Source organism: Candidatus Polarisedimenticolaceae bacterium (assembly GCA_036376135.1).
GTDB lineage: Bacteria > Acidobacteriota > Polarisedimenticolia > Polarisedimenticolales > DASRJG01 > DASVAW01.
The window spans coordinates 79,829-102,397 of the sequence record DASVAW010000164.1 but is presented as its reverse complement, the minus strand read 5'-3'; the positions used below and the strand labels follow the sequence as shown (position 1 = coordinate 102,397).

Here is a 22,569-nt window from a genome sequence, read left to right as displayed (position 1 = left end):
GGGTCAGGCCCCTTTCTCTTCCAAAGTCGCGGGCCGATCGACTTTAGAAGAAAAAGGGGCCTGACCCCTTTTCGTTAGTCGCAGACGGTCATGGAGACGACCTTGTAGAAACGCGGGTTGGCGTTTCCGAGCTCGTCTCGATCGTCCCAGAAGGTCGCGCTCGTCTCGGCCCGTTCCACGAACGGTCCCGCGGGGGAGTCCGCCCGGTAGATGACGTATTTCCCCGCGCCGGGCTGGGCCGCCCAGCTCAGGCGCAGTTGCGAGGCGTTGACCGGGTCGACGCGCAGGGTGCCGGCGACGTCCCCCGGATCGGGCTGGCTCGTGGCGTCGACCGCCGCGACCCTGACGAGGTTGGCGTCGACGACCCCGCCGTTCGCGGGCCCGCCGCCGCACGTCTCGTCGTTCTCCGCGCGGACGACGTAGTAGAGGGGGACGTCGTTCGGCGCGGCGGCGTCGGTCCATGTCGTGGCGGCGATCCCGGAGGCGATCCGGTTCGACGCCGACGGGATGAAGCCCGGGTCGGTCGAGCGGAATACCGAATAGGTCCCGCCGCGGCCGGTGCCCCATGACGGCGCGATGCTCCAGGTCAACTCGACGCCGGTGTCGGCGCAGCCGTGGAGGTCGCGCACCGACTCGAGACCGGCGAAGGTCGGAGCCCCTCCGCAGCCGCCGCACGCGTCGAACTCCGGCGTGTTCGTCCCCTTCACGACGAACCGGTCGACGTTCCAGCCGGCGCGGTTCGACGAGCCGCTGAGCCCCGCCCTCACACGGAACGCGATCTGGAGGTTGGCGTTCCCGTCGGCCCACGGGCTGATGTCCACCGTCTGCAGCGACCACGCCGATTCGGTCACCCCGGCGGCCCCCTGGTTCGTCCAGGCGGTCACCCAGGTGTTCCCCTGCTTCACCTCGACGTAAGCGATCCCGCCGCCGCCGACGTTGAGCCAGCGCCGGAACTTGATCCGCCCGCCGGTCAGCGCCGAGCCGTTCAGCACGGGGCTGATCGCCCGCGTATCCGAGTTCAGCTCGTAATCCCCCGGCTTCGCGCCGAGTCCGGTGAGGTCGAGCCCGAGCACGCTGGCGCCGGTGAACGCCGCCGTCGGGTCGCCGGGGCTCGTGCCCCTCCCCTGCGGGCCGGTGACCTGCCACTCCCCTTCGAGGGTCCAGCCGTGCGAGGCGTCGAAATTCTCGCGGTAGATCCCCGGGATCATCCCGGCGTTGAACTGGAACGGCGCCCCCGACGCATCGAGCACGCGCGTGTTCCCGTAGGTGTCGGAGGAGGTCACGCGAAAGTGGAACCGCCCGCACTCGGCGAGCGTTCCGATCGTCAAGGCGTGGGACGTGGTGAGCGTCGCGCTCTGCGCGACGTTCCCGAGCGCCGCCGTCGGGCCCCAGTCCACCCGCGAGGTCGACGGCTCCTGCGTCGTCCAGCGCACGATCGCGCTGTCGTCGGTGACGTCGGTGACGCGAACCTGGGAGAACTGCGGCCCGGAGCAATCGACGTCGGCGCTCGCGAACGAGACGGCGGGCGAACCCGTCCCGTCGTTCCCGTCGTGGTAGGTCGCGGAGATCACGTCCCCGCCGCTCACCTGCAGCACGCCGTCCCCGGGAACCGGCGCGCCCGAGGAGGTCGGGACCGTGCCCACGAACTGGGCGGTGTTCGGTCCCGTCTCGGTCAGGACGATCGTCTCCGGGGTCGGCTGGCTCGTCGACGACACCTGAACCTGCACGACGTCGGCGACGGCCGCGGAGAGATTGAGATCGATGTCGATCACCTTGACCGGCACCGCGTCGGCGCAGTCGTAGACGTTGCGCGCGAGCGAGAGCTTGCCGGCGTGGCAGGGCTGCAGGCCGTCGCCGAAGTCCCCGAGGGTTTCGAAGGAGTGGTAGAGCCCGCCGTTGTCGTCGGAGGCGACGTTCCCCGGGGCGTCGGTCGAGCTGACCCGGTACCAGTACACGGTGCACGACTGGAGCCCCGAGAGGCTCACGCTGTGCGAGGTCGTCAACCCGCCGGTGCTCGAGGTCGATCCCGGAGGTTTCGTCTCGCCCCAGGTCACGACGGAGCCCGACGCCTCGTCGGTCTGCCAGACGATCGTCGCCGCGACGTCGGAGACGTTCGTCTCCCCGACCTGCGAGATCGAAGGGCCGCGGCAGTCCGCCGCCGCCGTCGCCGTCTTGACGACGTTCGTCCCCCCCTTGCCGTCGTCGGCGTCGACGTAGCGGACGGTGATCACGTCGCCGTCCCGCACCTGCACCTTCCCGTCGGCCGCGACCCCCCCGCCGTCGGTCGCCAGCGTCCCCTTGAACACCCCCGAGGTCGGGCCGGTCTCGGTCAGCACCACCGACTCGAACGCCGCCTCGGTCGAGGAGAACGCCTGGACCGCGTGCGTCCCGAGGCCCTTGAGGTCGGAGTCGGCGAGCGTGAGGCTCAACGACCCCTGGCACGAGGCCGAGGCCTCCTTGATGCGCACCCGCCCGTCGGGATTCGCGACGTTCTGCACCGCCGCGTAGGCGTCCACGCGGCCGGAGCCGTATTCGTTGTCCTTCCCCGCCGCCCCGCGGTCGATCGCCGATTCCTCGAGGATCTGCTTGATGTCGTCGTGGCCGAGCCCCGGGCTCGCCGAGACCATCAGCGCGACCGCGCCCGCGACGTGCGGCGTCGCCATCGACGTGCCGCTCTTGAACGAGTACCCGTTGCAGACGTTGTGGCTCTTGGTGTTGTCGCCGGGGGCCGCCACGTCGGGCTTCACGAGCCCCGGCGGGAACGGCCAGTCGTTGAACGGCGCCACGGTCGACCACGAGACGGGTCCACGCGACGAGAAACCGGTGATGTTGTCCGAGCAGTCGGTCGCCGCGACGGTGATCACGCGGGGGACGTCCCCGGGGGTGCGGATGTTGTCGGGCTCGGCGCCCCACCCCTCGTTCCCCGCGGCGATGACCATCGCGGTCCCCGCCTCGATCGTCGCCTCGCAGTTCTGCCGCCAGGTCGCCCGATCGGGGTTCTGGTTGTGCGGCCAGCCCAGGGACATCGAGATCGCGTCGGCGCCGTTGTCGGCGGCGTACTGCATCGCATTCCAGACGTCGACCTCGTCGGAGAAGTTGAGCCCGACGCGCACGACCATGATCTTGGCGTCGGGGGCCATGCCGGTCTGGGTCCCCGCCGTGCCGTCGCCGGCGACCGTCCCCGCGCAGTGCGAGCCGTGCGAGTTGTCGTCGGAGGGCTGGTTGTCGAGCTGGTCGAAGTCCCAGCCGATCAGGTCGTCGACGAATCCGTTGCCGTCGTTGTCCACGCCGTTCAGGTCGTCGCCGTCCATGACGACGCCGTCGTGGTCGAGGTCCTCGCCCGGGTTGACCCAGATCTGGTTCGCGATGTCGCTGTGCGTCCAGCAGACGCCCGAGTCGATCACCGCGACGACCGCGCCCTCGCCGGTGTTCCCGAATTCGTTCCAGACTTCGGGGGCGCGCATCAATCCGACGCCGCACTCGATCTCCTCGAACCCTCTCGGCTCGACCGTGGGAAACGCCGGCGGCGCCGGGGTGAACTTGTCGAGAGACACGTCGGTCTTCGGGTTGTGGTTGACCCACGCGACCTCGGGGCGCGCGGCGATCGCGCGGATCACCTCGGGGGTCGCGTCCACGCCCACGATGTTCCCGATCCACAGTGGACGGATGCGGGAGACCTTCCCCTCGAGCTCGAGGGCGCGCAGCCGCCCGAGCAGGGGCGCCTGCGTCGCCTGCGCCGTTTCCTTGAGGAGGGCCGCGACCTGACGCCGCCCCGCACGCCGCTCGAACCCCTTCGCCGCCTCCCGCATGCGCTCGGCGGAAACCTGGTCCTTCAGCACGATGCTCACCGGCACGAGCGCGTCGGGCGCCGAGGCCTCGAGGACCTGCGCCAGCGGCGGCCGCAGCCCGGAGGGGTACTCGGGACCGGCGGCGAGAGCGGCCGGAAGGCAGACGGCAAGAACGAGGACCGGCAGGGCGCGACGGAAGAACATGGGAGCTCCTCGAAACCGGGGGTACCTCTGTATACGTCGATCCGGGGCCCGCACTCAAGCGCTACGATGCGTCCGTGCGGATTCGCGACCTCTTCCGCCTCGCCTGGGGCTCGATCGCGGCCCACCGCCTGCGTTCGGGACTGACCACCCTCGGCATCGTCATCGGGATCGCCTCGGTGATCCTCCTGACCTCCATCGGCGAGGGGACGCGCACGTTCATCCTCGCGGAGTTCACGCAGTTCGGGACCAACCTGCTCGCCGTCACCCCGGGGAAGATCAAGACCACCGGCGTCCCGGGCTCGGTCGTGAGCACCGTGAAGAAGCTGACCGTCGAGGACGCCCTCGCCCTCGAGCGCGTGCCGGGGGTGAAGCGCGTGGTGCCGCTCGCCCTGGGCATGGCGCGCGTCGAGAACGGGCCGCGCGGGCGGAGCGTCTACGTCTACGGCGTCAACGACGCCGTCCCCGAGGTCTGGAAGTTCGGCGTGCGCCAGGGACGGTTCATTCCCCCCTCCGACCCCCGGCGGGGCGCCCCCGTCGCGGTCCTCGGCCAGAAGCTCAGGAAGGAGCTCTTCGGCGACGAGAACGCCCTCGGCCGCTACGTGCGGATCGGCGGCGACCGCTACCAGGTGATCGGGATCCTCGAGCCGAAGGGGCGGTTCCTCTCCTTCGACCTGGACGACACCGCCTACATCCCCATCGGCCGCGCCCTCAAGGCGTTCAACCGGGACGAGCTCGTCGAGATCGACGTGTTGTTCGACGAGCGCCGATCCTCCGCCGAGGTCGCCGAGGGGATCCGTCGCGTCATGCTCGCCCGCCACGACGGCGAGGAGGACTTCACGATCGTCACGCAGGACGAGATGATCTCGGTCCTCGGGCGCGTGATGGACATCGTCAACGTCGCGGTCGGCGGGATCGGCGGGATCTCGCTCCTCGTCGGCGCGCTGGGGATCCTCACGATGATGTGGATCTCGGTCAGCGAGCGAACCTCCGAGATCGGACTCGCCATCGCGCTGGGGGCGGGCCGCCGTCAGGTCCTCGCGTTGTTCCTCACCGAAGCCGCGCTCCTCGCCGGCGCCGGCGGCGCGATCGGCGTCGCCACGGGGATGGGGATCGCCCGCGCGCTGCGACTCGCGGTGCCCGCGCTGCCGGTCGTCACTCCGCTCACCTTCGTCGTCGCGGCGATCGCCGTCAGCGTCGTGGTCGGGCTCGCCAGCGGCGCGCTCCCGGCGCGGCGCGCGGCGTCGCTGGATCCGGTCGAGGCGCTGCGCGCGGAGTAAGGGGGGACAGTCCCTCTTTTCCCCTCCGACCCCGTAACAGGCGCCTTCGGGGTCGGAGGGGAAAAGAGGGACAGTCCCCTCTTAATGCAGCTTCTCGACGAACAGCCGCAGGACGTGCATGAAGTCCTGGGCGTTGGTGACGACGCCGTAGGCCTGGTGGGTTCCGCGGTCCTTGAGCTTGTTGACGACGAACTCGGTCTGGTCCACGCAGATCGTCATCAGCTCGGTCGGGACGCCGTCGTAGTGGCAATGGAACGCGGGGAGCATGTTTCCGACGGCGATCGCGTGGAGCGCGGTCGCGATGAAGATCGCCCCCGTCGCCTTCACCGCGTGCTCGCGCATCGCGTCCTGCGCCGCCTGGCCGTCGCTGTAAACTCCGGGAAGCGGGCCGTCGTCGCGGATCGAGCCCGCGAGCACGTAGGGGACCTCGTTGGCGACGAGCGCGTGCATGATCCCGCTCCGGACGATCCCCTGCTCGACGGCCTTCTCGATCGAGCCGACCGCGCGGATCCGGTTGATCGCGCGCATGTGCAGGCCGTGGCCGCCCTCGGTGGGGTTCCCCTTGTGATCCATCCCGAGAGTCGTCCCGTAGATCGCCGCCTCGATGTCGTGAACGGCGACCGCGTTCCCCGCGAGGAACGCGCCGACGTAGCCGTTCGCGATGAACCACTCGAAGTCGTGGCGCGCGCGGGAGTGGACGACGGCCGGCCCCGCGACCCACAAGACGTGGCCGCCCTTCCGGCGCTCCTCGATCAGCCGCCAGGCCAGGGTCTCGTAGTTGACCGGGCGCTCGCGGCTGACTTCCGTCGACATGAACTTGAACTCGCTCGCACCGGCTCCGGGAGTCGCCGCGGCGAGGAACCCCTCGGCGTGGACGTAGATTCCCGCGCTCGCGTCCTCGTGCTCCCCCATGGCCACGGGCTCGCCCCGCTTCAGGCGCCGCGGCTCGATCACCTCGACACCCTCGCCTCGCCGGGTGATCACGCAGTCCATCCGGGGCCGCGACGGCATGACCCAGCGGCCCGAGAGCTTCACGTAGGTCGGGAGATTCGAGGTCGAGAAGAACCCCTCCGGAAGGACGCCGTCCGCGGGGCACGGCTCGAACCGCGCCTCGGGAGCGGAGGCGAATCGGGGCTGGTCGAAGTCGGGGGGTCGGTAGCTGGGGCTCGCCATGGCGGCGGAAGGTAGCATGAGCCCGATGCCCGCACCGTCAGCCGCGAAGCCGCTCCTCGCTCTCCTCGCCGTCACCGTGATCTGGGGCTGGACGTTTTCCTGGATGAAGCAGTCCCTCAACGCCGCCGAGGCGGCATGGGGTCCCGGCCGGGGCCTGCTCGCCATCGCCTGGTTCGTGGCGCTGCGCTTCGGGCTCGCGGCGATCCTGATGCTCGCCGTTCCCGCGGCGCGCCGCGGCTTCGACGGGCCGGTCCTTCGCGGGGGCGGCCTTCTCGGCGCCCTGCTCCTCGCGGGGTTCGTCCTGCAGATGGCCGGGTTGCAGGGGGTCACCCCCGCGGTGTCGGCGTTCCTGACCAGCCTCTACGTCGTCTTCACCGCGGCGTGGATCGCGCTGCGGGCGACCCATCGGCTGCGCCCGGCGCTCGTGGGCGGCGTCGTGCTCGCGACCTTCGGCGCCGGGTTCATCAACGGCCCGCCGCAGCTGACCTTCGGCACCGCCGAGTGGCTCACCGTCGCCAGCGCCGCAGTCTTCGCGATGCACATCCTGGCGACCGACGCGGTCACGAAAGCCGCCGCGCCGCTGCCGATCACGACCGTGTCCTTCGCGGCGACGTCGCTCGGGGCGATCGGCCTCACCGCAGCGGCGGTGGCGGCTCCGGGAGGTCCCGGCGTCCGCGACCTCGTGACGCTCGCGATCGATCCGGCCTTCGCGACGCCTCTGCTCCTGTCCTGCGGGCTCGCGACGGTCGTCGCGCTGTCGCTGATGAACCTCTTCCAGCGCGACCTCGACCCCGTGCGCGCCGCGGTCGTGTACGCCCTGGAGCCGGTCTGGGCGGCCATGGTCTCGATCCACCTGGGCCTCGGCGCGATGGACCGCTGGTTGTGGGTCGGCGGGGCGGCGCTGCTCGCGGGGAACCTCGTCGCGGAGCTCGGCGCCGCGCGCGATCGCGCGTCGACATCGTCCGCCGCCGGGTTGTAAACTCCCCGCTTCGCCCGGAGGCCCTCGCCCATGTCGCTGCTCGAACGGATCTCGATCGATCGCCTGTCCCCGCTGCGCCTGTGGTCGGCCCTCGACCCCGACGCGCGCCTGCTCGCCGCTCGCTCGCTCTACGCCCACGACTGGGGGCAGGCCCCGACCAAACGCGAGGCCGACCTGACGATCGCGACGGCGATGCGGTTCCGCGACGCGATGGTCCGGCAGCTCCCGGTCGACAAACGCGCGGCCTACCTCGCGAAGATCGGGAGCCCGACCGAGAACCTCGCCTCGTCGCTGCTTCTCGCGCTCCACCTCGAGCAGCGCCGCCCGATCCTGGCCGCCTTCCTCGACGCGTTGGGCGTTCCGCACGCCGACGGGCTCATCGCCGAGGACCACGAGCTGAAGGCGCCGGAGGCCCCCGCGCTCGCGAAGGCCGTCGCGGCGCTCTCGAAGGGATTCGACGCCGCGGAGGTCGACCTCTACCTCGCCACGCTTCTCGCCCTCGACCCCGACACCTGGGGCGGGCTCGCCCCGTTGCTCGCGGATCGTTCGGCCTGAGGCTCCGGAGTCGCGACCGATGCCGATCTACGAGTTCTACTGCGCGGATTGCCACACGGTCTTCAGCTTCCTCTCCCGCTCCGTGAACACGGACAAGCGTCCGGACTGCCCGAAGTGCGGGAAACCCGGGCTCGAGCGCCGGCCGTCGCGTTTCGCGGTCTCCCGCGGCCTCGAGGAGAAGCCGGACGGGGACCTTCCCGACGGGGTGGACGACGCGAAACTCGAGCAGGCGATGGCCTCCCTCGCGGGCGAGCTCGACTCGGTGGACGAAAACGACCCCCGCGGCGCCGCGCGCCTCATGCGCCGCCTGTACGAGACCGCGGGGCTGCCCGTCGGCGGCGTGCTCGCGGAGGCGCTGAAACGGATGGAGGCCGGAGAGGACCCCGACGCCATCGACGCGGAGTACGGCGACGCCCTCGACGCCGAGGACCCCTTCCTCGGCGAGCCCGGCGGCGGGAAACCCTCCGCGTCCAAGCTGGCGCGGCGGTTCCTCCCGCCGCGGACCGATCCCGAGCTGTACGAGCTCTAGGAGAGATCGCGATGAAGGTCTTCGTCACCGGCGCCACCGGTTACATCGGCTACAACGTCGCGCGGGCCTTCCGGCGCGCCGGGCACGAGGTCGTCGGACTCGCCCGCAGCGAAGGGAAGGCGCGCCGGCTCGTCGAGAACGAGATCCGCCCCGTGATCGGAACCTTGCAGGACGCCTCCATCTGGCGCCCGGTAGCCGAATCGGCGTCGGTCCTGATCCACGCGGCCGTCGACTACCAGGCCGATACGGTCGCGCTCGACCGCGCGACCGTCGCGACGCTGCTCGACGCGGCGAAACACGGTCCCGGCCCCAAGACGGTCGTCTACACGAGCGGGGTCTGGGTCAGCGGCGACACGGGGACCGACGCCGTCGACGAGACGAGCGTCCCGCACCCTCCCGCCCTCGTCGCCCATCGTCCCGAGGTCGAGCGCAGCGTCCTCGCGGCGACGCACGCCAAGGGCCTCGTCCTGCGCCCGGGCCTCGTGTACGGTCACCAGGGCGGGCTCACCGGACTGCTCTTCGCCGGGGCCGTCTCCGGCGGGTTGTCGGTCGTGGGCGACGGTCGGAACCGCTGGGCGATGGTCCACGTCGACGACCTCGCGGAAGGGTACGTGCGCGCCGTCGAGAGCGGGCTCGGCGGCGAGTTGTTCCACTTCACGGACCGGTCCCGTCACACGGTGAACGGCATGGCCGGGGCGGCGGCGCGCGCGGCGGGGTACACGGGACCGATCGAGCACCTCACGATCTCCGAGGCGGCGAAGTCGTACGGCCCCATGGCCGAATGCCTCGCCCTCGATCAGCACGTCGACTCGCGCAAGGCGGTGAGGCTGCTCGGCTGGCAGCCCAGGCACGGCGGCTTCGTCGACGAGGTCGCCACGTACCTCGCGAGCTGGCGCGCGGCTCAGGCGTGAAAATGGGGACAGCAACCCATTTCCAGTAGGGACAGTCACCGTACGACCTCAGCCCCAAAGCCCACGTTACGGGGCTGAGGTCGTACGGTGACTGTCCCTACTGGAAATGGGTTGCTGTCCCCATTTTCACGCGCGGTAACGCGCCAGCAGCCGTTCCATCCGCGCGACGCTGTCGTCGAGACCGCCGGGGCGATTGCGCGTGAGCCAGAGGCGGCGGTATTCCGCGAGGATCCGGTCGAGATCGTAGGCGAGCACGAGGCGCTCGCCGTGGAGGATCGACTCGACCCGGTGGTCCGGCGCGCGCTTGCGCGCGATGCCGAAGCGGCAGGCGTGGCGCATCAGGCTCGCCGCGAGCCCGAGCTCCGGGTCGTCGGTCGGGGGGATCGCCGCGGCGGCCCGCTCGAGCCCCTCGATCGTCAGCTCCGCCAGGCGCCCCTCCGTCATCGACCGATCGGGGAAGAGAAGCAGGATCGCGAGGACGGAGGCGTTCTTCAGGACGACCCCCGTCTCCCGGTAGACGTTGCCGAGGTCGTACGCCGTCTCGCCGACGACCGCGCGCAGGTCCAGATCGCGGTTCGCCTCGAGGCACCACGACACCGCGGCGCCGTACGCGAGACCGAGGAACGAGACGGGCAGCGGCTGCCAGTGTCCGAAGTCCCCCCAGTCGGTGATCAAGTACCCGCCCGCGCCGTGGCGCAGCCCGTTCTCCGCCGCGGAACGCAGGTTCCCGATCGCGTTGTCGGTCCGCCCGCCCAGCGACAGCCACGAGGACGTCCCCGGGCAGACGCGATACGCGATCCCCGCCCGAGCGAACCTGCTCCCCTCGGCGTCGAAGGGATGGTCGGCCTCGTACCCCCAGTTCAGCGCGATCGCGTCGGAGGGCAGCTCCCGGATCAGGTCCGGGTGATTCAGGATGATGTCCCCCCAGAAGAGCATCGTCCTGCGGTGGCGCGAGACCTCGGCGTGGATCTGCCGAAGGAAGTCGAGGTAGACCCTCCCCGCCCCCAGCCGCGCCACCGCGTCGGCGCTCCTGCCCTTGCCGAGGTCGATCGTCTCGTCGCACCCCACGTTGAGCTCCCCGCTCGTGAAACAGGGAAGCAGCTCGCGGTAAAGCGATGCGATCAGCTCGATCGATCGCGGGTCCACCGGACACAGGCTGCGATACCCGGGATCCTCCCCCTGCTCCCTCTGCGCCGGGGTGTACGGGACCTCCGCGAGGTCGGCGTAGCGCGGATGCCCGAGCCACCGCTCCATGTGGCCGAACGAGTTCTGGTTGGGAACGAGCTCGATCCCCCGCTCGCGGCAATACGCGTCGAGCTCCTCGATCTCCTCGGCGTCGAGCGGCGACGCGTGCTCCCACACCTCGCGATGCCCGCGGTACGCGAAGGTGTGCTCCATGTAGAGCTGCAGCTCGTTGACCTTCCATCCCGCGAGGAGATCGATCAGCCCCTTCAGCGTCGCGTTCGTCGGGACCTTGTCGCGGCTGATGTCGAGCATCACCCCGCGTCGCGGGAAGTCGGGCCAGTCGGCGATCGAAAGGCACGGCACCGTCCCGTCGGAGTCCGCCTGCGCCGCGATCTGCGCCCAGGTCGCGCGCGCGTTGCGGATCCCGCCGCCGTCCCTGGCCACGGCGACGACACGCCCCGGCTCGATCGCGAGCGTGTATCCCTGCGCCCTCACGTCGAGGGTCGGGTCGAGGATCGGCTCGAGCGGCTCGCGGGACGGTACGTGGCGCCCCTCCCGGAAGTCGATGCGACGGGGACGGGGAACGAGGACCAGCGGCATCCACACTCCAGTCGGCTGCATGAGCGGCGCCGAACGGGAGGCACTATCGCACGGTCGGTCGCCCGGAGGTCCCCATGACTCTCGCGCTCGTCGTCCTGCTCGCCGCCGGCTCCCCTCCCGCGCCGTGCTCCGCCCCGGAGTTCCGGCAGTTCGACTTCTGGGCGGGGGACTGGGAGGTGAGCGACCCGTCCGGGAAGAAGGTCGGCACCAACCGCATCGACGTCGTCCAGGGAGGGTGCGCGTTGCACGAGAACTGGACGAGCGTGAAGGCCTCTCGCGGCGAGTCGCTGAACTTCTACGACAAGAACACCGGGAAGTGGACGCAGGCCTGGATCGGCAACGACGGCGGCGCGCTCCTTCTCACCGGAGGGATGAAGGGAGACGCGATGGTCCTCGAAGGCGAGGCTCCCGCTCCCGACGGCACGCCCGCGAAGCAACGCATCCGCTGGACGCCGCGCCCGGACGGAACGGTACGCCAGCACTGGGAGACGTCCACCGACGGCGGGAAGAGCTGGACGACGTCGTTCGACGGGATCTACGCGAGGAAACCGGCGGGCGCGCGGCGGTGAAGCGTCCTCGAGGATGGAACCTCCGCCGCCGCAACGGCTGCCGCGGCGGGCGCGACGCGCGGCTCACCCTTCCGACGACACGAGTCCGGAGCGGATCGCGAATCGCACGAGGCCGGGAACGTCGTGGATGTCCAGGCGCTCCATGAGCCGCGCGCGGTGGGTCTCGATGGTCTTGATGCTCACGTCGAGGATCCCCGCGATCTCCTTGGTGGAGCGCCCCTCGGCGACGAGCTGGAGGATCTCGCGCTGGCGCTGGGTGAGGCCCTCGAGCGGATCGACGCCGATCGGCTCCTCCTGGAGGAATCCGTCCACGACGTAACGCTGGACCTTGGGGGTGAGATAGGTCTGCCCCGCCATCACGGCCGCGACCGCGAGCGGGAGCTCGGCGACGGCGGCCCCCTTGAGGAGGTATCCCGCGACGCCTGCGCGGATCGCCTGCTGCACGTGGGTCTTGTCGTCGTACATCGAGAGGATCACGACCTTGGTCTTCGAGGCGGTCCGCGAGACGCGTCGCGCGATCTCGATCCCGTTGAGACCGGGCATGCCGATGTCCAGGAGCGCGAGGTCGGGGCGATGGCGGTCGATCAGCTCGAGCGCCTCGTGACCGTCCCCCGACTCCGCGACCACCTCGACCTCGTCCATCGTCTCGAGCAACGAACGGATTCCGGCGCGGACCAGCGTGTGGTCGTCGGCCAACAGCACGCGGATCTTCTTCATGCGGCCTCCGCCAGCGGCAGCCGGACGTGCACGCGGGTGCCCCCTCCGGGGCTCGAATCGATCCGGATGTCCCCGTGGAGCATGCCGACGCGTTCCTGCATCCCGAGCAGGCCGAGCGCCCGTCCGGTCGCGGCGCGCTGCATCGTCTCCTCGACGTCGAATCCCCTGCCGTCGTCCTCGACCCTCAGATCGAGGCGCGCGCCGTCCCGGCGGACCGTGACCTCGATGCGCGCGGCGCCGGCATGGCGCAGGACGTTCGTGACCGACTCCTGGACGACGCGGAACGCCGTCATCGGGACGTGCGCGGGCAGCGGCCCGAGGTCCTTGTCCCCCTGCAGGTCGATCCGCATGCCCGTGCGCTCCGAGACGCTCTCGAGGTACCCGGAGAGGGCGGCCGCGAGCCCCAGCTCGTCGATGAGCGGCGGCCTCAGGTCCAGCGAGATGTCGCGGATGCGCTGGATCATGCGATCGACCAGGTCGACCGAGTCCTCGATCCGCCGCGCGAACGACTCCGTGCCCCGCTGCGTGGAGAGGAGCTGCAGGTTGATGATCACCGCGGTCAGCGACGGCCCCATCTCGTCGTGGAGCTCGCGCGCGATCCGCTGCCGCTCGTCCTCCTTCGCCGCCTCGAGGCGTCGCGTCAGACGGCGCAGGCGCTGATACGCGTCGTCGAGCTCCTGCCGGGCCTTCTCGCGCTGGCGGTGGAGCTCCATCAGCTCGCGGTTGCGCCGCTCGAGCACCGAGGTGCGCCGCCAGTGCACGCCGAACGCCGCGGCCAGCACGAGCATCGCCACCAGCACCCGGAACGGCAGCGTCATCCAGAACGGGGGCACCACCGTGATCCGCAGCGGTCCGGAAGCCTCGCCCCAGACCCCCTGGCTGTTCCGGCCGCGGACCCGGAGCTCGTGGGTTCCCGGCTGGAGCGAAGTGAAGGTGATCTCGCGTCGCGCGCCGAGGTCGATCCAGTCGTCGGCGAGACGGTACGCGTAGGCGTGGTCTCGCTCGGGGTTGAAGTCGAGGACGACGAACTCGACCGACAGCCACTCGCCGTAGGGGATCTCCACGCCGCCCGCGAAGCGGATCTCCCCTTCGCCGTTGCGGACCGACCGGACGACGACCGGAGATGCCGGGGACTCCACGAACGGCGTCCCGGCCGCGAGCTCGACCAGACCCCGGACGGTCCCGAGATAGAGGCGCGAGCCGCTGCGCGCGCCGGAGCCCGATTCGAATTCTGCGGAGGGGAGGCCGTCCGACACGAAGAGGTTGGTGAACGCCTTCCGCTCGATGTGGAGCCGGGAGAGTCCCCTTCGCGTCGAGACCCACAACGTCCCGTCGTCGTCCTCGAGGAGCGCGGTGACGTCGTCGTCGATGAGCCCGTCCCGTTCGGTCACGCGCTCGAACCGGATCCCCCCGTCTTCCGCGCGGACGAGCCGGTTCAATCCGCCCCCGCCCGTTCCCACCCACAGGTCCCCCCGTGCGTCCTCGAGGAGGGAGGTCACGTAACGGTGGCCCAGGCTCGAAGGATCCTCGGCGACCGGGAGGAACCGCCGCGCACGACCCGTCCGGGGATCGACCTCGTTGAGCCCCCCCGAGCGCGTTCCGACCCAGAGCTTCCCGCGACGGTCCTCGAGTATGGTGGTGACGTAGTCGTCGCTCAGGCTCCCCGGGTCGGCGGAATCGGAGCGGATCCGCTGCACGACGCGCCCGCCCGCGTCGAGACGCTGCAGCCCCCCTTCACCGGTTCCGACCCAGATCTGTCCGGCACGGTCCTCGAAGACCGCGGTCACGTACCCCGGTCCCAGGCTCGTCGGGTCCGCGGGGTCGTGCTCCCAGATCCGAGCCTCCCCCGAGGCGGGATCGACGCGCTCGAGACTCCCGCTCGACGCGATCCAGAGCCCCCCTCGCCGGTCCAGTTCCAGATCGATGATGATCCGTGAGATCCCCTCGGCACCGCCTCGGTAGAGGATCGTCCGCTTGCCCGTGGCGGGATCGAGGCGGAGGGCGAAGCCGGTCCGCGTCCCGACCCAAGCCCCGCCGCGCCCATCGTCGAGGAGCGCCGTCACGTCGCGGTCGCGGACGTCGGAGGGAGGGAATCCGCCGCCCCCCGGCCCGTCGAAACGTTGCGAGACGGGCGAAAGTCGGTTGAGGCCGCCGCCCCACGTCCCGATCCAGAGCGCCCCCGCGCGATCGGGGAGCAGCGCGAGGATCTTGTCCTCGGTCAGCGAGTCGCGACGGGCGGGATCCTGGCGCCAGAAGCGCATCTCCAGGTTCGCCGTGTCGACGAGGCCGAGTCCCCGGCCGTGGGTGCCGACCCAGAGGCGGCCCGGGGGGCCGGCGACGATCGCGGTCACGAGCGCGGGCTCGCGTCGTCCCGGGATCGCGGTCGAGTCGCTCACGGTTTGGAAGCTCCCCAGTTCGGGGTTCATCCGGGTGAGCCCCTGCAACGTGCCGACCCAGAGGTGGCCGGCGTCGTCCTCGAGCAGGGCGAAGACGCGGTCCCCCACGATCGACGTCGGATCGGTCGGGTCGTGGCGGAACGCGGTGAAGCGCTCGGCCTTCGGGTCCCAAAGACAAAGCCCCCCGTCGAGGGTTCCGACCCAGAGGCGTCCCGCGCGGTCCTCGTAGACCGTCAGGATGTAGTCGCTCGTCAGTCCCTCGGGACCGGACGCGAAGACTCGGGTCCACCCCTGTGTCCCGGCGTCCTGCCGGTTGAGTCCCTTCTGCGTCCCCACCCACAACGTGCCGTTCCGGTCCCGGAGGATCGTGTAGACGCTGGGATGGCTGAGCGAGCGCGGGTCGGCGCCGTCGTGACGGTGGTGCACGAACGACCGGGTCGCCGGGTCGAACCGGTCGAGGCCCCCTGCGTTGGTCCCGAACCACAAGGTGCCGTCGGGCTCCTCGTAGATGGTCCGGACCGTGTTGTCCGCGATCGAGCCGGGATCGGAGGGGTCGTGCTGGAAGCTCTCCCACCCGTACCCGTCGAATCGGAGCAGCCCGTTGCGGGAGCCGACCCAGAGGAACCCCGCCTTGTCCTGATGGAGCGCGGTGATCACCGCGGGCGGAGGGCCTCCTTCACTGCCGATCCGCTCGAAGTGCAGGTCGGGAGCGACGTGGACGGCCGGCGTCGCCAGCGCAAACACCAATGCGGTGGCCGCGATGCAGGATGGAACCACCTACCCCCTCGCTTGCGACCTTCCTTATACACACAAAGGTCGCAGCGTGGCGTCAGGGGCTTTCCCACCGGCACGCGTTCACCGACCGGACGAGGTAGAAGTGCACGCCCGGCAACGACCCGGCCCCGGCGTCGACCCACGTGGTCGGCCCACCCGTCGCGCCGCGGAAGGTCGCGCTCCCGAACTGCGGATCGGCCGAGCGCCAGACGTTGTAGTTCGACGCGCCCACGCCGACCCAGCCCAGCTGCACGTCGGCGGCTCCGGACTTGTTCACCGTGAGCGTGTTCCCGACGGCGGTGGGGACCCCCTGGCCGCACGAGCGCGGGGTGCAGTTGAACGGGATGTTGCTCTTGAGGTGGACGGTCCAGTTCTGCAGCGTGCCGTTCGCGTTGCCGCTGCTCACGGCCTTGAGCCGCCAGGTTCCCTGGGGTTCCCCGCCGACGAAGTCGTCGAGGGAGCCCGGGCCGTCCGGCTGGGTCAGCTCGTCGTACGTCGTGTGGATGCCGGAAACGCCCGGCCTCGAGTTGTTGTGGAGGTACACCGGCGGGTTGCTCGTTCCGGGGCGGTAGAAGAGGACGTCCAGCTCCGCGATGTTCGGGTGATCGATGTTGACGGTCACGTCCGCTTCGGTGAGCGGGAAGGTGACCGGCACGGTGAGCGACTGGGTGATCCCGGTCGTGTTGTTCCGCGGGATGGCGGCCGACGCGCCGGGGTACGGGTAGCTCTTCGCGTACGTCCCGATGTCGAGCGTGAACGCGCTGCCGACCTCGAACCCGCTCCCCGTGATCCCCATGTTCGCGCCCAGGATCTGCCCGCAGGCCGCCGAGGGCTCGAGGGTGACGTCGTAGTGCGGTGCTGCGGAGCCCGCCTGCGCCCCGACCGCCATGTCGGCGTACGAGGCGACGCCGTCGTAGACCTTCAGCAGATTCGGATAGGCGGAGTAGAGGTAGCCGAGCACCGACTGCGCGGGGGCGTCCCCGGCGTTGCGCAGCGTGACCTGGATCTTCGCCGACTCGCCGGGGTCCAGCACGCCGTCCCCGTTCCCGTTCGGCCCGGTGTCGTCCACGACGTGCGACCAGTGGGACGGGTGCGGACCGGAGGTCACCGAGAACGTCCCCCCGGTGACGACGAGGGAGAACGACTGCGGTCCGGAGGGGATCGCGTGCGGCGAGATCTGGATCGCGTAGTTCCCCGGGGCCGGATTGGCGATCAGAACCTGCTCGAGGTTGTTCAGCCGGTCGGGGCCTCCCCCCACTCGCGACACCCCCTGGAAGAAGTGGTTCCCCCAGAAGCCGCCGCTGGGGCCGTCCACGCGCAGGTCGAGGTCGTTGACGAGGTTCGTCGCGGCCGCCGGGGTCGAGGGGTAGTCGGTCCAGGCGAGGGTCACCTTCAGCGGCTCGCCGTTCGTCTGCACCTGGAGCTGGTAGATCACCGGGGCGTCGGTGGGCGACGTGAAGTCGCCCGCGTCGTCGGCGACCCACAACCCGCGCTTGTCGCCGGCGAAGTGGAGGACGTTGTCGAGCAGCACGCGCCCCCAGCCCTGCTCGTTCGAAGGGATCGTGATCGGGCGCCCTTCCGCGTCGAACGAGATCGCAACCGCCGAGTTGACGAGCATCGCCTTGACCAGCGCCGCGCTGGGCGCGACGGCGTTCGCCGGGACCGGCGCCCCGGTCGGGTACCAGCCCTTCACGAAGTACTCGCGGGTCAGCAGGGCCAGCCCCGAGACCGCGGGGGCGGTCATCGAGGTGCCGGTCGAGCCGCCGGTCCCGCAGTTGTTCGTCCCTGTGTTCGTGTCGTTCTGCGCGGACTGGATGCTCGCGCCGGGGAAGACGACGTCGGGCTTGATGCGCCCGTCGGCCGTCGGCCCCCACGCCGAGATGTCGGATAGATAACTCGCGCTCGTGCCGTTGTACGTTCCGCCGGTGGCCATTCCGTTCTTGGCGGTCGAGGGACTTCCCATCGTCCCGACCCCGCCGAGCACGTTGTTGCCGCAGGCGAAGACGATCAGGAAGTCGGGGTGGCTCCACATGAACTCGTCGACGTCCACCGAGGCGTCGGTGTAGTTGTTCTGCACCGCCCCGTTCTCGTTGTCGTTCCACGAGTTCGAGTGGACCCGCGCCCCCTGCGTGTACGCCTGCTGGAAGACCGGGATGAGGTCGCCGACGGGGCAGCCGATCCCGGGGAGGTCGCCGCAGCTGTCGGCGGCGTAGCCGGCGTCCTGGATCACGAGCTTGGCCGCGGGGGCGTGGCCATCCGCGGTGTCGTGCACGATCGGGTTGGCGAGGTTGTCCCCCGCGAGCGTCCCCGCCACGTGGGATCCGTGCCCCTGGTTGTCCCAATCGGCGGGGTCGAGAGGATCGTCGGCGCTCCAGAGGAAATCGACCGCCAGGACCTTGCGGTGGTTCGGGTCCACCGCCGTGCCGGAGCCGGTGTTGGTCAGCGGCAGGCCGAGGGCGCCGTCCCGGAAGTAGCACATGTCCGCGTCGAGCCCGGTGTCGAGGACGGCGGCGATCTGCCCCTCGCCGTAGAGGCCGCGGTTGAAGACCGGGGTCGTCTGGCCGGCGTTGAGGCCGGACTGTCCCACCCAGATCGCCTGATCGTTCTGGAGGGTGCGCCGGCCGCGCAGGCCGATCCAGAAGACGTCGCCGCGCTCCGCCAGCGTCGCCGCGATTCCCCGCGCCTCGTCCACGCCCGAGAGGATCACGAGCCGTCCGAAGCGTCCGCCGCGACTCGAGCCCTCGACGCGCAGCCCCGCGGCGCGCAGCTCGGCCGCGACGGCGTGCGGGTCGGCGTCGGGGAAGAGGTGAACGACGACGGGGATCGCCTCCGACCCCGTCGCGGCGCCGATCTCCGGCGCGATCTTGTCCTGCGGCAGGTACGGCACGGCCCAATCGACCCCGGCGATCGACGCGAGGTTCACCGAGCGTCCGGCGGGCACGGTCACGAGGTACGCCTGTCCCGGAAGCGGCGCTTCGACCCGCGCTCCCGCCGTCTCGAGCGCGCCGCGCTCGAGCCAGCCGGGGGCCCGCTGGAAGCGCACGATCCAGCGCCCGGACGCTCCGGCGGTCGCGGTCCGGCTCGCGTCGACGGTGCCGGAGCGGAGCGCAACCGTCCCGGCGACGGAGGAGACGAGCGCCCCCGCGATCGCGAGGCTTCCCAGACCGAGGATCACCGACCTCATGGCGTCTCCCTCATTCGCAGGCCGTTCCCTGCCGCGGTGTTCCGTTGCTCGAAGTGCCCATCGGCGCCGTCCCGCAGGCACTGCGCGCGCGGACCAGGTAGAAGAGGATCTGTCCGGGAGCCGGTTCCGTGTCCCAGGCCGCGGGCACCGACGTCTCCGGCGTGCCGGAGGCGACGCAGGTCGCGTTCCAGAAATCCGCGGCGTCGCCCGTGCGCAGAAGGTCGTAAACGGCGTTGGCCGCGCTCTGCGGCGTGCTCCAGTCGAACCCGGTGACGCCCTTGGCCAGCCGCAGGTCGGTCACCGCGGACGGGGCGGTCCAGACGGCGGCGTCGCCGGCGTCGCAGTCCTGGGCGTTGGCCACGCCGTCCCCGTCGCCGTCGACGGCCGCGAGGCCGTCGCACCACTGCAGGAAGCGCAACAGCGTCTTCTCGCGATCCGTGTTCCGGAAGAGACGCTCCGCGCCGAAGCCCAGGAACGCGGTGCGGTAGTGGGCGCCGTTCCTGTCCACGCCGGCGTTGCCGGTGGTCGAAGAGAAGGCCAGCTCGCTCGTCGCGTCCGGGGAGACCGTATCCGAGTAGTCCTCGGCCAGGTTCTTGAGCGTGATCGTGCCCAGGCCGCCGAAGACCGTTCCCTGTCCGGTCACCTGGCTCTTGCCGGTGTCCTGCACCACGGAGCCGACGCCCAGGCGCTGCCGCATGAAGTCGTTCACTCCGCCCTGCGCGAAGACGTAGTCGGAGCTGCTGAGGAACAGACAGCCCCCCTTCCGGTCGAACCACCGCTGCAGCTCGAGCTCGGAGAAGTCGTCGGGGCCGGGGTAGAAGTCCTCCCTCCCGGACCACCAGATCACCTTCTCGTAGAGCGCGAGCGTCGACAGGTCCGGCTCCTCCTGCTGCATGACGGCGTAGACGTCCCAGACGTCGTAGGTGACCGGGTAGAAGTAGGGGGAAAGAGGCAGGGCGTTCATCGCGGCGACGTAGTCGGCCTGGAAGTCCCCCCAGTAGTCCCAGTCGTCGTCGACGAGGAGGACGGGCGGCACGTTGCGCGTCGTGAAGCTCCACGTCGGCGAGAAGGGTCCGAAGCCGCAGACGTTCCGGGAACGGACGCGCCAGTGGTACGTGACGCCCTGCGCGAGGATCTGCTCCACCTTGTGCGTCGGGGTCGTCGTCGCGGCGCTGTAGAAGACGGTCTGGAACGTCGGATCGGCCGAGACCTCGACGACGTAGCTGGCCGCCCACGGAACCGCCGCCCACTCCAGGGTGGGCTGCGGCGAGACGTCCGTGGCCCCCGCCGTGGGTGCGCTTAGCGCCGCCGCCGCCGGCGACGCGGTGCGGAGGTGAAGGTAGAGCGGATGCTCGCGGTGAAGCCCGGCCGCGTCGCCGTCCAGGCGCATCGTGTAGTTCCCGTCGCCGACGGCGCCGGGCCCGACCGTCAGGGTCGAGGATGCGCCGGGAGCGACGGGGTTGACGTCGAAACCGTGGCTCATCCCCGGCGGGAGGTTCACGAGCGACAGCGTGACCGGGGTCGCGTAGCCGGACAGCGCCTCGACTTCCACCGTGAAGCGTCCGGCGGCGGGGGCGCACACGTCGGCGGTGACCGGGCGCGGGTCGAGGTCGAATCCCGGCGCGTAGGCGCAGTTGCGGCACACCAGGGCGAAGTCCTGGTCGATCGCGTCTCCGAATCGGGGTACGCCGTCGGAGTTGAGGTTCGACGCGACGACGCGGATCGTGGCCTGCCCGGGCGGGACCGCGAAGGCGACCCCCTCGGCGTTGTTCTTTCCGTCGGCGACTCCGCCCGTCACGGACCAGCCGTCGGCGCCGAAGACGTTGCCCCGGTAAGTGTTGCCGCCGGACTCGACCACGAGGTCGAGGTCGTTGTTCCACGCCGGCGTGTTGCCGCCGAGGCCGGGTCCCGGGGCGTCGGTCCAGACGAGCTGGATCCGCATCGGCTCGGCCGGGTTCACCGGGACGACCTCCCGCAGCCAGTTCTCCCCGCTCTCCTCGAAGACCCGCGCCTGGTCGTAGTAGAGGACGGACCCGGCAGGCGGTCGCACGAGCGCGTCGAGATCCATCCGTCCCCAACCCTGCTTGTCGTCGGGGCGGTGCCCCATCGTCACGCCGTCCGCGTCCTGGTTCCCCGCGAGGTCGCGCGCCGTCGCGAGCAGCGCCGCCTTGACGAGGGCCGGGCTGGGGTCGCCCGCGACCGCCGGGAGACCGCGGTAGTACTGCGTGAAGAGTGCGGCCGCTCCCGAGACCTGCGGCGCCGCCATCGAGGTTCCGCAGAGCAGGCCGTGTTCGTATCCCGCGCCGACGTCGGGGAACGTCGAATCGACGTGACACCCGGGTGCGACCAGATGCGGGATCCGCCGCCCGTCGAGGGCGGGGCCGTGCGCGCTGTTGTCGGAGAGGCTGTCGATGTTCGGATTCGGATTCCCGTCCGCGAGGTTGACCGCCCAGGTCGAGCCGACGACGACGACGTTCTTGGCCTCGTCGGGCGTCCCCTGCGACGAGACGCCTCCGTTGCCGTTCCCGAGCGCCTGCACGTAGAGAAGGGGCTGATTGCCGGGCGTCGTCGGGTCGGCGTCCCGCACTCCCGCGTCGATCATCATCGCGTCGGCGTCGTACCCGCGCGCCGTCGACGACGTTCCCCAGCTGTTGTTCGAGATCGTCGCCCCGTTGCGGGACGAGTCGGAGATCAGCTCGAAGACGCCGCCGGGGACGAACTTGAACTGGATGAACTCCTGCTCGAGGATGCTCGACTCCGGAGCGACGCCCAGTCCCCGCAGGAAGCCGTTGGCGTCGGTGATGCCGCTCGCGCCGCTGCCGGTCACGATGCCCGCGACGTGGGTGCCGTGACGGCTCCCGGCTGCGGTGCAGGTGGCCCCGATGCACGCGAGGCGGCTCCCCTCCAGATCGGGATGGCCCTCATCCACCCCCTCGTCGACGACGGCGACCGTGACCCCGACGCCGCTCAGGCCGACGAACGACAACCAGCCCTGATACCCGGGGTACGCGACGTTGAGCTCGTCCACGTAGTTGACGTTGATCTCGTCGGAGACCTCGGCACGCGAGGCCCACTCCCCGTGAAGCGGCTGGATCGAGTAGACCCCCGGGATCGCCGCCGCGAAACGCATGAGCGCCCCAGGCAGACGGAAGCCGGCGACGGCGAACGTGTCGTCGACGATCGTGCGCGCGCCGATCTCGGTCCCGAGCCGCGAGAGCGCCGAGGCGACGGCGTCGACCCCCGCGCCGCGGTAGATCAGCACCCTCATGTCGAGCATCTCGCCCGAACGCTCGCGCCACGGCGACAGGACGCGGTAGGCCGGCGCGAAGTCCCCCGTCCAGCGGATCCTCGCCGCGCCGCGGAGCGCGTCCCGATCGGCGGCACGCCCCCAGACGACGTAGGTGTCGGGGTGGACGTAGCGAACCGGCTCGACGCTGGCCGCACGGAGACGATCGAGGGCGTCGCCGGGGATCGCCCCGTCGAACTGCACGAGGTGAAGGTCCGGCGCGGTCGCGTGTGAGCGGCTCCACCCGTCGGGGAGCGCCGGCGACTGCACCTTCGGATCGAAGGCGAACCCGCCGAGACGGAGGGTGTGGTCCGCAGGGGCGGCGAGCGCGGCCGTGCCGAGCAGGACCACGCACGCGACCGCAAGCCCGGAGTTTCGACTCACGATGAACACCCGCCCTCGAGCCTCACTTAACGACAACGGCGGCGGCTCCCGCGGGAGC

13 protein-coding genes are annotated in these 22,569 nt (G+C 70.8%); 6 read left to right on the top strand and 7 right to left on the bottom strand.

What is annotated here, in order from left to right; translation table 11 throughout:
* Positions 1 to 74 precede the first annotated feature (74 nt).
* On the bottom strand, positions 75 to 3,992 hold the full coding sequence (locus VF139_17840) for a S8 family serine peptidase (protein ID HEX6853263.1): 3,918 nt from the start codon (positions 3,990 to 3,992) through the stop codon (positions 75 to 77).
* 74 nt (positions 3,993 to 4,066) lie between these two features.
* Here VF139_17840 and VF139_17835 point away from each other — a divergent pair, with 74 nt between their 5' ends.
* A complete protein-coding gene (locus tag VF139_17835) occupies positions 4,067 to 5,269 on the top strand; it encodes an ABC transporter permease (protein ID HEX6853262.1) in 1,203 nt (400 codons plus the stop codon).
* Between the two features lie 81 nt (positions 5,270 to 5,350).
* Here VF139_17835 and VF139_17830 read toward each other — a convergent pair whose 3' ends face one another.
* Positions 5,351 to 6,442, bottom strand: a complete 1,092-nt coding sequence (locus VF139_17830) for a hypothetical protein (protein ID HEX6853261.1) — start codon at positions 6,440 to 6,442, stop codon at positions 5,351 to 5,353.
* Positions 6,443 to 6,467: 25 nt separating this feature from the next.
* Here VF139_17830 and VF139_17825 point away from each other — a divergent pair, with 25 nt between their 5' ends.
* Genes VF139_17825 through VF139_17810 form a run of 4 tightly spaced genes read left to right on the top strand, consistent with a single transcriptional unit; the run spans position 6,468 to position 9,416 of the window.
* Positions 6,468 to 7,421 carry a DMT family transporter gene (locus VF139_17825; GenBank protein HEX6853260.1) on the top strand — a complete coding sequence of 318 codons (954 nt, stop codon included), beginning with the start codon at positions 6,468 to 6,470 and terminating at the stop codon, positions 7,419 to 7,421.
* 30 nt (positions 7,422 to 7,451) lie between these two features.
* Positions 7,452 to 7,976: a hypothetical protein gene (locus VF139_17820; protein ID HEX6853259.1), complete on the top strand. Its 525-nt coding sequence runs from the start codon at positions 7,452 to 7,454 to the stop codon at positions 7,974 to 7,976.
* Between the two features lie 19 nt (positions 7,977 to 7,995).
* The gene (locus VF139_17815) at positions 7,996 to 8,505 is read left to right on the top strand and encodes a zinc ribbon domain-containing protein (protein HEX6853258.1); all 510 of its coding nucleotides are present in this window, start codon (positions 7,996 to 7,998) and stop codon (positions 8,503 to 8,505) included.
* Positions 8,506 to 8,516: 11 nt separating this feature from the next.
* The gene (locus VF139_17810; GenBank protein HEX6853257.1) at positions 8,517 to 9,416 is read left to right on the top strand and encodes an NAD-dependent epimerase/dehydratase family protein; all 900 of its coding nucleotides are present in this window, start codon (positions 8,517 to 8,519) and stop codon (positions 9,414 to 9,416) included.
* Between the two features lie 126 nt (positions 9,417 to 9,542).
* Here VF139_17810 and VF139_17805 read toward each other — a convergent pair whose 3' ends face one another.
* Positions 9,543 to 11,201 (bottom strand): family 20 glycosylhydrolase, encoded by a 1,659-nt coding sequence (locus VF139_17805; GenBank protein ID HEX6853256.1) that lies wholly within the window; start codon positions 11,199 to 11,201, stop codon positions 9,543 to 9,545.
* 74 nt (positions 11,202 to 11,275) lie between these two features.
* On the opposite strand from VF139_17805, the gene VF139_17800 reads away from it, so the two are divergent.
* On the top strand, positions 11,276 to 11,770 hold the full coding sequence (locus VF139_17800; GenBank protein HEX6853255.1) for a hypothetical protein: 495 nt from the start codon (positions 11,276 to 11,278) through the stop codon (positions 11,768 to 11,770).
* A 63-nt stretch (positions 11,771 to 11,833) separates the two neighbouring features.
* On the opposite strand, the gene VF139_17795 is transcribed toward VF139_17800, so the two are convergent.
* The 4 genes from VF139_17795 to VF139_17780 are packed head-to-tail and all read right to left on the bottom strand — an operon-like array spanning position 11,834 to position 22,511.
* On the bottom strand, positions 11,834 to 12,487 hold the full coding sequence (locus VF139_17795) for a response regulator transcription factor (protein ID HEX6853254.1): 654 nt from the start codon (positions 12,485 to 12,487) through the stop codon (positions 11,834 to 11,836).
* Positions 12,484 to 15,660, bottom strand: a complete 3,177-nt coding sequence (locus VF139_17790) for a two-component regulator propeller domain-containing protein (protein ID HEX6853253.1) — start codon at positions 15,658 to 15,660, stop codon at positions 12,484 to 12,486. The genes VF139_17795 and VF139_17790 overlap by 4 nt, the downstream gene beginning before the upstream one ends.
* A 52-nt stretch (positions 15,661 to 15,712) precedes the next feature.
* Entirely contained in the window at positions 15,713 to 18,841 is a 3,129-nt protein-coding gene (locus VF139_17785; GenBank protein HEX6853252.1) for a S8 family serine peptidase, read from the bottom strand.
* Between the two features lie 10 nt (positions 18,842 to 18,851).
* Complete coding sequence (locus VF139_17780; protein ID HEX6853251.1) at positions 18,852 to 22,511, bottom strand: S8 family serine peptidase; 3,660 nt, start codon at positions 22,509 to 22,511, stop codon at positions 18,852 to 18,854.
* Between the last annotated feature and the right edge of the window lie 58 nt (positions 22,512 to 22,569).